Raw genomic sequence first — 13637 nt, 5'->3', positions numbered from 1 at the left:
ATTATGCTTCCTCCAATACCTTACATAGTTTGTCAATTTCTTCCTTAGTACGTTTTTCAGTAACTGCAAACATAATTACATTTTCTAATTCTGGATAGTGTTTTCCAAGGTCGAAACCACCGATTATTCCATTTTCAAATAATTTTTTATTTAATTCACAAACAGGTTTCTTAGCCTTTAATGCAAATTCTTTATAGAATGGAGCATCAAAAACTTTTTCAAATTTTCCAGTTGCTAAAAGTTTTTCATAAAGATAATGAGATTTCTTTATACATTGTTTTGAAAGTTCTTTAAGTCCAGTTTTACCTAAAAGTTCCATATAAATAGTAGCAGTTAAAACATTAATACCTTGGTTAGAACAGATATTTGAAGTAGCTTTATCTCTCTTTATATGTTGTTCTCTGGCTGATAGTGTAAGAACCCAACATCTATTTCCATCTCTATCAAGAGTTTGTCCAACTATTCTTCCAGGAATTTTTCTTAAGAAATCTTTATTTACAGCCATAAATCCTAAGTATGGTCCACCGAATGAAACAGGAATACCTAATGATTGAGCTTCACCAACAACTACGTCAACATTACATTCAGAAGGTTTCTTTAAAGCTCCTAAAGAAGAAGGATCAACAGAAACTACTGAATAACATTTTTTAAATTCATGAGCAAGTTCGGAAATCTTAGTTACATCTTCAATATTACCGAAGAAGTTAGGATTTTGAACTAAAACAGCTCCAATTTCATCATTTAATTTTTCTTTTAAATCATCGATGCAAGTTACACCGTTGCAAGTTTTAACAACTTCCATTTCAATATGTTGAGCATGAAGATATGTTTTTAAAACTTCTCTTGACCATGGAGCAATAGCTTCAGAAACCAAAACTTTTTTCTTTTTAGCATGATGAGCAGTCATAATAGCCGCCTCTGCTAGACCTGTTCCTTGGTCATATAATGATGCATTTGCGTAATCCATACCAGTTAAGTTTGAAATCATAGTTTGAAATTCAAAAATATATTGTAGAGTTCCTTGGCTGATTTCCGGTTGGTAAGGAGTGTATGAAGTTAAAAATTCACTTCTACCAATAATTGTTGGAATAACAGCAGGAATATAGTGGTCATAAGCGCCTGCACCTAAAAATGTTGGATAATCACTTGAAGATGCGTTCTTTTTTGCTAATTTTGTTAGATAGTTAGAAACTTCTAATTCGCTTTTTGCTTTTGGAATATTTAATTCTCTTTTTAATTTTAATTCTTCAGGAATATCTGAAAATAAATCTTCAACAGAATTAATACCAAGGCTATCTAACATCTCTTTAACATCTTGTTCTGTTAGAGAAATATAAGGATACATATAGAATTTACCTCCTATTTTTAAATTGTTTTTAATTATTTTTTAAGAAATTTTTTACTAATTAATACAGCAGGAACTCTCTTGTTTCTAAGTTCAACTTCAACTTCGTTTCCTACTTCTGCATATTCAGTTTTAACTATTACATTTGCGATAGTTTTTCCAAGTGTTGGAGAAAGGTAACCAGTTGTAACAAATCCAATTTCTTCTTCGCCTTTGAATACTTTTGCTCCATGTCTTGCAATACCTTTGCCTTTTAATTCAAGACCGATTAATTTTCTTGGAACACCTGCCTCTTTCATCTTAGTTAATGCTTCTTTACCGATAAAGTCAGCTTCTTGTTTTAATTTAACGAAATATCCAAGACTTGCTTCAAGAGGAGTGATAACATCGTCCATTTCATTTCCATAAAGAGGAAGAGCAGCTTCGAATCTTAAAGTATCTCTACAACCTAAACCACAAGGTTTAACTCCGTCTTCTTTACCGATTTCAAGGATAGCGTCCCATAATTTATTCATACATTCTCCACAACCGTAGATTTCAAATCCGTCTTCACCTGTATAACCAGTACGAGAAACTAAGAATTTATCTCCACAATCGCCAAGAGTTATATTTTCTTTAAAAGTGAAGAATTTAATGTCATTTGCTAAATCAACATTTTTTGCTAATTTTTGCAATACTTTTTCAGCTTTAGGACCTTGCAATGCAATTTGTGCAGTTTCAGCTGAAATGTTTTTGATTTCTACATCATAATTTCCTTTTTGAGCTAAAAACCAAGCAAAGTCTTTATCTGTATTTGCAGCATTTACTACGATATACATATCATCTTGACCTTTTCTGTAAACAAGTAAGTCATCAACAACTCCACCTTTTTCGTTACATAGTAAAGAGTAAATAACTTGTCCATCACCGATAGTTGTTAAATCGTTAGTAATTAAATGATTTACATAGTCGAAAGCGTCTTTTCCTTTAACAGTAATTTCTCCCATATGTGAAACATCGAATAAACCTGCGTCATTTCTAACAGCGTGATGTTCCGGTGCTAATCCTTCATACTTAACAGGTAATAGCCAACCTGCATAGTCAACAACTTCTCCTCCGTATGAAACGTGTTTTTCGTATAATGGTGTTTTTTGTGCCATATCAAATTCCTCCTTAAATTTTAATAGAAACCAATTATCTAACTTATAAAAGATAATATTTTTCTTTAATGTAATTATATTATAAAAAAATAAAAATTACAATAGTCTTTTTACAAAATTATAAAAAGTATTTTATTGAACTAAAATTTATTTTAACGAAATTAACAAAAAATAAATTTTTTAAAATAAAAACGTTTTAATTTTAACTTATAGATTTATAATATACAAAAAATATACCCCCAAAATTTATTAATTAATTAAAATTTAAAATACTTTTTTTAAAATTTTTTAAAGTACTTTAATTATATCGATATAATTGACAATAAGTAATATAACTACTAATAAAAAAATAAAAAATATTAATTTTTAAAAAATATTTTACAAAAAAAATAAAAAATATTGATTTTTTTATAAAGATTTTTTAATTTTACAAAAAATATGTTATAAACATTGAAATTACTTAAAAATAATGACTAATTGTCAATCTATATAAATTTTGTAAATTTTGTATAGAAAATACTTTTTTCTTAATAAAAACTTTTTTGCATTTTTTAAAATTATAAAAACGTTGGTCAAAAAAATACAAAAAAATTAAATTTTTATAAAATATAACTGTTAAATATATTTAGAATATGATAAAATAATTGTAAATACTTAATTTAAAGGAGTTTTTTTGTAAAAAATTATATGAATAAACAAAATCAAAATGATAAAAATATTTTCACGGCTATTTTTGGGGTATAAAGCCATTGAAAACAAAAATAACTTAGGTAAAGGAGAAAATTATGAAAAAAATTGGACTTTTGGTAAATCCTATTGCCGGAATGGGTGGTAGAGTTGGTCTTAAAGGAACTGACGGAAGAGATGTTTTGGAAAAAGCAATCTCTCTTGGTGCAGTTCAAGAGGCGCCGGAAAAAGCAAAAAAAGCATTAAACAAAGTTGTTGAACTTAAAGATAAATTTAAAATATATACAGCAAGTGGGCTTATGGGCGAGAGTGAATGTGAAGAGCTTGGACTAAATTATGAAGTTGTTTATAACGCATCTGAAAAATCCTCCGTTACAGATTCTAAAGAACTTTTAAAATATTTTTTAGAAAATGATATTGAATTAATCTTCTTTGTTGGAGGAGATGGAACGGCAAGAGATATTTACTCTGTTATTGAAGATAAGATTGCCGTAATTGGAGTTCCTGCCGGAGTTAAGATACATTCTCCTGTTTATGGAAATACACCCGAACAAGCCGGAAGTTTGCTTTTTGAAGTTATAAACGGAGCCCCTCTTCCTGTTATAGAAAAAGATGTTGTTGATATTGACGAAGATGCTTTTAGAGATGATAGAGTAGAGGTTAGGCTTTACGGATATTTAAAAGTTCCGTTCGACCAAAGATATTTACAAAATAAAAAATCACAAACGCCACAATCTGATAATGATGCACAAGTTTCAATCGCCTGTGATATAATTGATGATATGAAGGACGATGTTTTTTATATAATCGGATCAGGAACGACACCTATGTATATTATGAAGGAATTGAATTTGCCATATACAGTTCTTGGTGTTGACATAATAAAAAATAAAAAACTTGTTAAGAAAGACTGTAACGAAAAAGATATACTTGACACAATCGGAGATGAAAGAGCAATCTTAGTTGTAACTCCAATGGGTGGACAAGGCTATGTTTTTGGACGTGGTAATCAACAACTAAGTGCAAATGTATTAAGAAAGATAGATAAAAAAGATATTATCATCATTGCAACAAACGGAAAATTACAAAGTATAACCTCAGGACATTTAGTAGCCTACACAATGGACGAAGAAATCGACAAAAAACTAAAAGGCTATTACAGAGTAAAGATTGGATACGAAAGAGAAAAAATGATTTTGGTTGATAATGAGTAAAAAGAGATGACTTTAAGGATTAGAAAAAGCTAAGTCTGTCGGGAAAAGTGTGATTATTAAATGTGATAAAAGACAAATTGCTACCAGAAAAATTGCAATAAAATGTGGATTTTCATATCAAGGTAATGTTGACAAGCTGGAAGATTTATTTTAAGGAGATTTTAGCTGAAAGAAAATTTTAATAATGAAACTTTGAAAGAGATAGCAGAAATGTTATCTCTTTTTTATTACAAGAAAGGTGTTTTAGAGATTTAATGATAAAATAGGTATCAAAAAGTATAATACAGCTTAAACTATAAAAAGTGGTCTGAGGAATTTGAATCATACAAAATAAAAATTTTAATAATATTTTGTTTCAAGCTAATTTTTCGGTGAAAATGGGGTATAATATAAATACAGATAAGATATAGGCAAGAGAATAATCAAAATAGTTGTATTTGACTTTTGAAAATAATTTTGCTATAATTTCATAAAAGATATGGTGTCCCGCTACCAAAAAGGTGGAACATTAAAGAAGGTGTCTCACTACCTATGTACCAAAGGTGAAGCATTAAAGTTGGCAGAGAGGATAAAACCTCTCTGTTTTTTTAGGAGAACTTATGATAGAAGCGTTAAAGTATGGATTTTATACCGTAGATTCTGATTATCTTGAATATCTAAATAAAGTGGATTCAGAAGTTTATTATAATCTATCATATAGAAATAGCACTAAGCCATTTATTGGTGTGATTGTTGGGATAGAGAACTATAATTATTTTATTCCTGTATCTTCAGCAAAGGAAAAACATAAAAAATGGAAAAATGTGTCTGATGAACATTTTATAATTTATGAAGTTATAGATAATAGTGTATCTATTCAAGGAGACATATATAAATACTATTCTGATACAGAAAAAATGCACATTTTATCTATATTGGATATAAAAAAGATGATACCAGTTCCAACCGGATATTATGAACAGGTAGTTTTTGACGAATTAGACGATGATAGGTATAAGGACTTGTTTAAAAAAGAATATGCGTTTTGTTTATCTATAAAAGATAAGGTATTAAATAAGGTGCAAAAAATATATAACAATCAAAAAGAAACAGGTATTGTGAGAAGGGCAAATTGCAATTTTGAAAAGTTAGAAGATGCAATGAGTAAATGGAATAGTACAAAATAATAAAAAATAGAATATGTGTAGCATTGGAGAAGTAGAAAAAACTACTTCTCTTTTTTTAATTGCAACTAACAGGAGGAAACTAATATGCACGAAAATAAAAATGAACATAATACAGGAACAAAGACTATAAAGAAGATTGGAAAAGCAACTTACGAGGTTGCAGTCCATTTTAATGAAAATGCGACTGAAACCATGCAAGATAAATTTGATATTACAATGCACAAGAATTACAAGCTCTTGGAAGACTATGATAAAAAGAATGTGTTTGATATTGAAGACTATATCAAGAGAAAAGGAAAAGTTAAGATGAATAGAAATACAGTAATTACAAGATTGTAATATTTTCTGTTATAGCTTTATGTGGCATGGGTATATTTGGTATAATAGAACAAATTTGAAGTTGTAGGAGAAAATAAAAAATGAAAGCGGAGTTATATGTAAATAAAGCATCTATGCAAATGAAAAAAGGTGATATAGGGGGTGCTGTTTGTAGTATGAAAAAGGTTATTGAATTAAACGATGATAAAGTTTCAAATGTTCAAGCCCATTGCTTTTTAGGCGAATATTATTTTGTGAATCAGAATTATATTCTTGCTAAAGAACATTTAGATTATATTGTGGAACAGCAAGAAAAATTGGAAAATGAATATGATGATTTGTTAAATGATGAAATAATAAATGCGAGTGTTTTGATAGAACTTATCGAAAAATATTTATTGATATAATAGGTTGACTACTAAATTCCAGTTTGTCGAACTGAATATAAGATATTAAAGACGATAGAAAAGCAACATCTATCGTCTTTTTTTTATGCCTATTTTCAATTTATGTTGCGATCAATAAATAGGGAAAACTTGCAAGAGTTTTTAACTAGTATTTCAAATGCCTCTCTAATATATACACGACAAAATGCCGGCTCCCTTAAATATGTTACAGAAAGTAAAGGAGAAAAGATGATAAGGATAAGAAGTCCTACTCAAAAGACAATTAAATATACAAATACTTGGCGATTAAAATTAACTTTTCAGTCGCTTTTTAATTGGAGGAAAAATGGATAAAGAAATGATTAATGTTAACGCCAACCTGTTAAAAGAATCTACTTTTGGAACTTTTACAAGAAGTGATGAAGAGGTTCAAGTTGTAAATTTTGCTCTTTCGAAAGGATATGGAAAAGGTAGAGAGTATATCAACTGTGTATTGTAAAATAGAGTCTGTTAAACCCGCCTTAGGACTGGAAGATTATTTTTTTGCTCGTTTTGACGCAGTAAATTATGTGATTGAAAGGAATCTGTATTATATGCTATAATTGAGTTGATAATTAATATTGCTTAACATAAAAAGGAGGCAGACTTATGAGCTTAAACAAATGTATCTTAATAGGTCTTTTTGGTTCATTCTTCATGTTTTTGGGAGATATGATTTTATATTATGATCCTAATGATTATGACAGCAAGGATACTATAAATAGTATTATTGGCATAATGAAAACTGTCAGCATAAAAAGATTATACATTGGCGGTCTTTTAGGACCTATTTGTGCCTTTATATATTGTATTGGTTTTTATCATATTGTTTTTGCCATACAAGAAAATTATTTAAATCTTGCTTGGTTTGTATTTTTAATAAATCCTTTTGGCATGATACTAGGTGGAGCTTATCATATGCAGTGTGCTTACTTAGGTCTTTTATCAAGACACGAAAACAATGGAGCTTTTAATGAATTTTTAAAATTTTTAAAATTTCAAGCAAAAATAGTTTTTGGAATTATGGCTTTAGCAAATATAGCAACAGCTTTGGTAATTTTATTTGGTTTCACAGTATTTCCAAGATGGCAGGCCTTATTTACACCCATATTTATTTTAGTTTTTACTCCTCTTGCTGGTAGATTGCCAAAAGGACTACATATGATTATTCGTGGAGGTTGGCTTAACATAATATACTTTATTTACTACTTATCTTTATTGATAAACCATACTAATATGAATTTATAAGATTATAAAGTAAAGGGTTAGAATCATTATTTTAGTTGATAAAGGGGAATTTTATAAAATTTATTATTTAAAGGAGAAATGTTTATGAAACAATTAAATTTTATTGATAACAAGAAAACAAAGCCTGATTATAGAAACTGGGTTCCTGTAAGTTTACTTAGAAATTTTATCGTAGGAACCGTAATTACTTTTATTCTTTTTATAATTTTTGCGGGGACAGACCTTGTTCTTAGCGGAACTGCTAGGATTATCTGTGAAATTATTTTAGGAATTGGAGTCTTAATATTTCTATTTTTCTCAATTATGCTTTCCTTTATGTATCGAGCCTTTGACTATAGGGGCAAGAGGAAACTCGCCAAAACTATTACAGAAGGCGTCGCAGAATATGTTGAGATACCGAACGGTGGAGTTGGACTTGATGTAGGATGTGGTAGCGGTGCACTTACCATAGCATGCGCAAAAAGAAATCCAAAAGCGACCATGGTGGGTTGCGATATTTGGAGTGGATCATATAAAGGGGAGTTTTCTAAAAAGATTTGTGAAGACAACGCAAAGGTGGAAGGCGTTTTAAATGCGAGATTTGAAGTTGGAAATGCGCTAAAGCTTCCTTTTGAAGATGAAAGTTTTGATGTTGTTACAAGCAACTACGTTTATCACAATATTACAGGGAAAAACAAACAAAAACTTTTACTAGAAACTTTTCGCGTACTTAAAAAAGGTGGAGTTTTTGTTATTCATGATTTGATGAGTAAGTCAAGATATGGAGATATGGATAAATTTATCGAAGAACTTAAAAAAGAAGGATACAAAGATATAAAACTAATAGACACGACAAATGGAATGTTTGTCGGACATAGAGAAGCTAAGTTTTTAAGCCTTGCAGGTTCAATGTTGTTCATTGGTAGAAAATAGGTAGGATATTGCAATTAAACCGAAACAAGCAAATATCTTGTTAACTTCTTTATATTGAGGATAGGAGACTATATAAAAAATATTTTTATATAATGAAAAATTGAATGAACTTTATTAGCTACGGAAATTAGAAAAATATCAAAATCAGATTTAAAAGAATTAGCAAAATTAATGGTAAGTGTCTATAATGCTCCACCTTGGAATAATAAATGGACAGTAGAAACAACCCCGGAATCCTTAACTGATATTTCAGATTTCCCTAAATTTTTCGGCAATGTAATTGTCGATGGAAATAAAATAATTGGTGCAATAATTGGTCATATAGTAGGCTAAGTATCTAACGACTTGCATTATTTCTAATGTAGGTTTTTAGATACTCGCCTCCAAACCGTATGTACACCTCTCGATGGATACGGCTTTCCATTTATTCTTCATTTGAGTTATTAATTTTTTCAAAACATTCATTACAAATTACTAGAGTTTTTCTATTAATGCTTTTCATAAAAACATGCCAGGCATATTTATCAGTTAAGTCTTTAAGCTTTTTTTACTTGATACACTTTTAGATTGTTATTTTCTTTCCCGCACCATTCACATTTATTATTTTTCAATCTTAAACCTAGCGTTGGTTTCTTAAGATAGAATTTTTGCTTATGAATCACATCAGCATTTTCACATTGGGGAAATCCTTTTCTAGCCAAGCTGTCTTTCCGAAGTAAACGAGTTTTATTATTACCATTTTTATCTGTATAACTTATACCAAAGTCTTTATCAGTGCGGTATCTAGTTATAATATCCGTTACCTTTCTACCATTTTGCTAAAATGGATTTACTTCGTACCTTATGGACGCACAAATTATATGATTATGGATATGTCCTCTATCGATATGAGTTGCAAGTACAAACTCATAATCTTCTTTTAAAATTTTCTTACATAATTCCATTCCTATTTTGTGAGCTTTTATAGGATTAACCTCTCCTGGAGCAAAAGACTTAATTAAATGCCTAGCTAAAACTGTTGCTTTTGAGTTAGATTCTTTTATTGTTTGTAACATTTCTTAACTTTCAAAATCTTTACTATACATAAAAGTCGATGATAAAAATTTATTGTTTGTAACATTTCTTAACTTTCAAAATCTTTACTACACATAAAAGTCGATGATAAAAATTTATCGTTTGTTTTATCTGGATTTAAAATATAATATATTGCCTTTTTTTAAGTTTTTTATTAATAGATTTATTTTTTTTCAATAAGAGCTGACTTTGAAAACCAATGACTATAAATATGTTTTATATCATCATAATCAGTTTATATTTCAATTATGCATTCAATAGCAAACTCGGTAGATTTTTCGGTATAATATTTTACTTCCTTATTTATATTATATTCTGTAATATCTTCAAAAGAGAGTTCCTTTCTAGTTAATTTATTTGCTGTTTTAATTATACAGGATATTCTATTTTTCACATATATTGTTGACCTACAAATTAAAGTCATTTTTATATTGATTTTTCTTATTTTTAATGGTATAATTGTTAAATAGAAAATTATTGTTATTAGAAGGAGTGAGTAATTGAATAAGGTACTTGTTGAATTTATTAATACTTGACCAAGTTGCGACTCCATAGGGAGAAACGTCAAGGATGTGGCAAAAGAATTTGGGGATAAAGTTGAAGTAAAACTTTATAGTCAAGGCAAGGACATAGAGGCTTTAAAAAAATATGGAATGGTATTTCAAGGAACCATGATTATTAACGAAAAAAAGAAAGTAACTAGATTGAGTGTAAAGAACATAAGAAAAGAGATTGCTCAGGCGGTTGATGATTTAAATGAATAAAAAAAATAGTGGATTTTTAATTAATTTTTTATTAATCATTTCAATAGTCGGAATTGTAGCTCTAATATTTATTTTTCCTAAGAGAGAAGAGACGGGAACTTTAAGGATTGGCGCTGGAGATGATATGGCAGGATCAATTTTAAAAAAAGTTATAAGTCAAAACAGATTTGATTTTGAAATTGAGCCGTACTACTTAAAGGACTGCTGAGCACCAACAGCTCAATGGTCATTGAAATCAAATGTTTATGATGTGGCGATAATATGTACTGACGCCGCAGATAAATTCATAGAAGCTAGCGATGATTTTGTTTTGCTTGGAACCGTAACTGAAAATACAGATGTGTTAATTAAAAAAGATAACAACTTAAAAAAAATAGGACTGACGAGCAATAAAAATTATCTTTCAGATTTTATTAAAGAAAAATATGCTGATGCAGAAATTGAATATATGAGTCCACATAGTTTTGGTTACGCCTATGAAAGTGGTCAAATAGATGGATATGTAATTGATATTGCACTGATTAATTCCTATTTGGAAGGTAAAATTGAAAATGTATCGGACAGTGATTATGGTTCAAATGTAATAATAGCAAATAGAAAAATTCTTAAGGATAAAAAATTTGAAAAGTTTTTAAAAGCTTATAATAAAATGGTTTTAGAATATAATAAAAATCCAAATCCAGATTATTTTGAGTTTAAGTTTGGAAAAGATGAAAGGAGGGATGAAATATGGAAGGTAAAATTAAAGGAAATAGATTTAAAAAAATGATGAAGTCAGATGATTTTAAACAAAAATTATATACATTTGGCTTTGTAATTCTTTTACTTATAGTTTGGCAAATTGCCTCAACCAAAGTAGGCATACCACTGTTATTGCCAACACCAAAATCTACCTTTACAGAATTTTACTCTAACATTACAAATTCACAAGTTATGACAAATATAGGAATAACAATGTCAAGGGTAGTTAAAGGATGGCTTATAGCAGTTCTTGTAGGAGTTCCAATAGGAATGGCCATGGGCCTATCAAAAATATTTGAAGGAATCTTGGGTGGAGTTGTAAACTCTCTAAGGCAAATACCCATGATGGCGTGGGTTCCGCTTTCAATTATTTGGTTAGGAATTGGAGAGGGCCCAACACTATTTATGATTGCACTTAATGGGGTGTTTCAAGTTATTATGAATACATCTTCAGGAGTTGCATCAATAGATAAGGATTATTATAATGCGGCAAAGAGTATGGGTGCTTCAAAGGGAAGTACATTTATAAATGTAGTTGTTCCAGCGTCCACGCCTCATATTCTAGTAGGAGCAAGACTTGCCATAGGCGCTGGCTGGATGTCTGTTATCTGAGCTGAGTTCATCGCGACAAGTGCAGGTATCGGTTATGAAATGATGCAAGCACAGTCAATGATGCAGACCAATAGGTTATTGGCGCTTATGATGTTATCAGCATTAATTGGATTTATTTTGGATAGGTTTTTACTTTTATTAAATAAAAAACTTACCGCATGGAGGTACATAAGTTGAAACTAGAAGTAAAAAACATATGTAAGGGATTTGAAGAAGATCAAGGAACAAGAATAGTTTTAGACAATATAAGTTTTAATGTTAAAGAGGGAGAAATAGTAACATTACTTGGCCCTTCAGGATGTGGTAAGACAACAATGTTAACCACAATTGCGGGTTTTAAAAAGCAAGACAGCGGGGTTATCCTCTTAAATGGAGAACCAGTTACAAAAGCTGGTCCAGACAAGGCATTTATGTTTCAAAATTATGCACTATATCCTTGGAAGACCGTTGAAAAAAATATTCTCTTCCCAATGAAACAGGCGAAGATGAGTGTAGAAGAACAGAGAAAAAGACTGGATTACCTACTGGAAATCTCTAGACTTAAAGAGTATAAAAATCTTTACCCTCATCAAATGTCTGGAGGTATGAAGCAGAGAACTGCTTTAGTAAGAGCTTTGGCAGTTAGACCGGAAATACTTTTAATGGACGAGCCTCTAGGAGCTCTGGACATTGAAATGAGACAAAGCCTACAAAATGAGTTGCTTGATATATTTAGAAAAGAAAATCTTACTGTTATAATAGTAACTCATGATGTAAGTGAAGCGATTTATTTATCTGATAGAGTAATTTTAATGTCTACAAACCATGGAGAGATTATTCTTAATGAAAAAATAGAGTTAGATAGCCCGAGAAATCCAGAGGATGAAAAATTCAAAGAATATGTAGGGCTTTTATCTAATAAATTTATTGAAGCAGGTAGTAGAAAAAAGAAAGAAACGGAGGTGAATTTTGAAAATAAATAATGAAAACATCTATTGATATAAAAGGCGTTGAATGTAATGAAGAGATTTTAACACCTGAAGAACGCAAAGACAGAATTGGTGTTTTAAATCTTATGGTGGATGAAGGAGGAACACTTCCGATTTCAAAATGTTCAAAGTTTAAAACGCTGGACAGTTTGATAAAAAAGAGGAAGCTAATATTAGACGAGGAAGACAAAGAGATACAATTTGCGTATCCAGTTTCAGGACTTCCAACACCTCATCACATTACATTGGAAGATGGAAGAGAGTACTACTCAATGTGTGCCATAGACTCTCTTGGATCCTATTTTACATTCTGGCAGGACTTGGAAATTGATTCCGTATGTTCCACCAGTGGAGAACCGATTAAAGTAGTGGTAAAAAATGGGGAGATTGTTTATAAAAGCAGTCCAGATATTCATTGTATCCATGTGGATTTAAACAAGTTTGATGATTGGTCAGCATCTTGCTGAAACGTAATGAACTTTTTTCTGGATGAAAAAAAGATGAAGGGTTACTTTGTAGACAATGAATTAGACAATGAAATAACCTATGGATTAAGTCTAGATGAGGCTTTTAAAGTAGGCAAAAAAATATTTTATAGTGAGGTATTGAAATGAGAGTAGCTTATGTTGTTAGTTCAAGCAATTCCAGAAAGATTTTAAGGGATATGATTATTCCTCAAATGGAAGCTGGAGAACATGTTGCAGAAGTCGTAGGAATGTTCTTTGTTTTTGACAATACATTTATGTTGTTAGACAACACCGACTTGGGAGAAAGAATTCAAAAGTTAATTGATGAGAAGGACATGGTAGTATTAGCATGTGATCAATGTGTCTATGAAAGAGAAATTGAAGACAAGCTAATCAAAGGAGCACATATAGGTTGTTTCCCTATGTTATATGGACTTTTGAAGGATGCAAATTTAGATCAAGTTATAACTATATAAGAGCTTGACAGAATTAAAACCGGTGGTACGGTTTTTAATTCTAAACAACATTGAAGTCAACTTCAGAGTTTTGAGAGATAG

15 protein-coding genes and 5 pseudogenes are annotated in these 13637 nt (G+C 30.1%); 16 read left to right on the top strand and 4 right to left on the bottom strand.

Translation table 11 applies throughout. From position 1 onward, the window contains the following. Window position 1 precedes the first annotated feature (1 nt). Both gcvPA and gcvT read right to left on the bottom strand, forming a co-directional pair. Window positions 2-1345 (bottom strand): aminomethyl-transferring glycine dehydrogenase subunit GcvPA, encoded by a 1344-nt coding sequence (gcvPA, locus tag IBJ83_RS05950; RefSeq protein ID WP_201275750.1) that lies wholly within the window; start codon window positions 1343-1345, stop codon window positions 2-4. A gap of 35 nt (window positions 1346-1380) precedes the next feature. After that, complete coding sequence (gcvT, locus tag IBJ83_RS05945) at window positions 1381-2484, bottom strand: glycine cleavage system aminomethyltransferase GcvT (RefSeq protein WP_201275749.1); 1104 nt, start codon at window positions 2482-2484, stop codon at window positions 1381-1383. 785 nt (window positions 2485-3269) lie between these two features. Here gcvT and IBJ83_RS05940 point away from each other — a divergent pair. The 9 genes and pseudogenes from IBJ83_RS05940 to IBJ83_RS05905 all read left to right on the top strand — a co-directional run bounded on the left by IBJ83_RS05940 (window position 3270) and on the right by IBJ83_RS05905 (window position 8787). Beyond that, window positions 3270-4385 carry an ATP-NAD kinase family protein gene (locus tag IBJ83_RS05940; RefSeq protein WP_201275748.1) on the top strand — a complete coding sequence of 372 codons (1116 nt, stop codon included), beginning with the start codon at window positions 3270-3272 and terminating at the stop codon, window positions 4383-4385. A gap of 599 nt (window positions 4386-4984) precedes the next feature. Further along, window positions 4985-5551, top strand: a complete 567-nt coding sequence (locus IBJ83_RS05935) for a type III toxin-antitoxin system ToxN/AbiQ family toxin (RefSeq protein ID WP_201275747.1) — start codon at window positions 4985-4987, stop codon at window positions 5549-5551. An 84-nt stretch (window positions 5552-5635) separates the two neighbouring features. Beyond that, window positions 5636-5743 (top strand): annotated as a pseudogene (locus IBJ83_RS08510) (hypothetical protein); the annotation flags it as partial. Beyond that, window positions 5744-5890 (top strand): annotated as a pseudogene (locus tag IBJ83_RS08580) (conjugal transfer protein); the annotation flags it as partial. A gap of 80 nt (window positions 5891-5970) precedes the next feature. Next, window positions 5971-6276 (top strand): tetratricopeptide repeat protein, encoded by a 306-nt coding sequence (locus IBJ83_RS05925; protein ID WP_201275745.1) that lies wholly within the window; start codon window positions 5971-5973, stop codon window positions 6274-6276. Window positions 6277-6601: 325 nt separating this feature from the next. Continuing rightward, window positions 6602-6745 (top strand): annotated as a pseudogene (locus IBJ83_RS05920) (single-stranded DNA-binding protein); the annotation flags it as partial. Between the two features lie 158 nt (window positions 6746-6903). Further along, a complete protein-coding gene (locus tag IBJ83_RS05915; protein WP_201275744.1) occupies window positions 6904-7542 on the top strand; it encodes a DUF6796 family protein in 639 nt (212 codons plus the stop codon). Window positions 7543-7626: 84 nt separating this feature from the next. Further along, window positions 7627-8454, top strand: a complete 828-nt coding sequence (locus tag IBJ83_RS05910; protein WP_201275743.1) for a class I SAM-dependent methyltransferase — start codon at window positions 7627-7629, stop codon at window positions 8452-8454. Window positions 8455-8625: 171 nt separating this feature from the next. Continuing rightward, window positions 8626-8787 carry a hypothetical protein gene (locus IBJ83_RS05905; protein WP_197415938.1) on the top strand — a complete coding sequence of 54 codons (162 nt, stop codon included), beginning with the start codon at window positions 8626-8628 and terminating at the stop codon, window positions 8785-8787. A gap of 91 nt (window positions 8788-8878) precedes the next feature. Here IBJ83_RS05905 and IBJ83_RS08620 read toward each other — a convergent pair. Together IBJ83_RS08620 and IBJ83_RS05900 are read right to left on the bottom strand one after the other, a co-directional pair. Then, window positions 8879-8989: pseudogene (locus tag IBJ83_RS08620) on the bottom strand (HNH endonuclease); the annotation flags it as partial. Window positions 8990-9287: 298 nt separating this feature from the next. Next, a pseudogene (locus tag IBJ83_RS05900) lies at window positions 9288-9509 on the bottom strand (relaxase/mobilization nuclease domain-containing protein); the annotation flags it as partial. Between the two features lie 519 nt (window positions 9510-10028). Between IBJ83_RS05900 and saoT the strand changes: the two are divergent. Genes saoT through saoD form a run of 7 tightly spaced genes read left to right on the top strand, consistent with a single transcriptional unit; the run spans window position 10029 to window position 13556 of the window. Further along, entirely contained in the window at window positions 10029-10292 is a 264-nt protein-coding gene (gene saoT, locus IBJ83_RS05895; protein ID WP_308577102.1) for a thioredoxin-like (seleno)protein SaoT, read from the top strand. Beyond that, window positions 10285-10500 carry a hypothetical protein gene (locus IBJ83_RS05890; RefSeq protein WP_068474711.1) on the top strand — a complete coding sequence of 72 codons (216 nt, stop codon included), beginning with the start codon at window positions 10285-10287 and terminating at the stop codon, window positions 10498-10500. The genes saoT and IBJ83_RS05890 overlap by 8 nt, the downstream gene beginning before the upstream one ends. Window positions 10501-10521: 21 nt before the next feature. Continuing rightward, window positions 10522-11061: a substrate-binding domain-containing protein gene (locus tag IBJ83_RS05885; RefSeq protein WP_201275742.1), complete on the top strand. Its 540-nt coding sequence runs from the start codon at window positions 10522-10524 to the stop codon at window positions 11059-11061. Beyond that, the gene (saoP, locus tag IBJ83_RS05880) at window positions 11022-11822 is read left to right on the top strand and encodes an ABC transporter permease subunit SaoP (protein ID WP_369817074.1); all 801 of its coding nucleotides are present in this window, start codon (window positions 11022-11024) and stop codon (window positions 11820-11822) included. Before IBJ83_RS05885 ends, saoP begins: the two co-directional genes overlap by 40 nt. Next, window positions 11819-12607 carry an ABC transporter ATP-binding protein SaoA gene (gene saoA / locus IBJ83_RS05875; protein ID WP_156436002.1) on the top strand — a complete coding sequence of 263 codons (789 nt, stop codon included), beginning with the start codon at window positions 11819-11821 and terminating at the stop codon, window positions 12605-12607. The genes saoP and saoA overlap by 4 nt, the downstream gene beginning before the upstream one ends. Beyond that, entirely contained in the window at window positions 12607-13227 is a 621-nt protein-coding gene (gene saoL, locus IBJ83_RS05870; RefSeq protein ID WP_408635038.1) for a MerB-like organometallic lyase SaoL, read from the top strand. The genes saoA and saoL overlap by 1 nt, the downstream gene beginning before the upstream one ends. Then, complete coding sequence (gene saoD / locus IBJ83_RS05865; protein WP_002840428.1) at window positions 13224-13556, top strand: DsrE-related protein SaoD; 333 nt, start codon at window positions 13224-13226, stop codon at window positions 13554-13556. The genes saoL and saoD overlap by 4 nt, the downstream gene beginning before the upstream one ends. Window positions 13557-13637: the final 81 nt, after the last annotated feature.

This window comes from Parvimonas parva (assembly GCF_016552165.1).
In the GTDB taxonomy this organism is placed as follows: Bacteria; Bacillota; Clostridia; order Tissierellales; family Peptoniphilaceae; genus Parvimonas; species Parvimonas parva.
The sequence above is the reverse complement of the archived record's forward strand: the minus strand, read 5'-3'. Positions and strand labels throughout refer to the sequence as shown.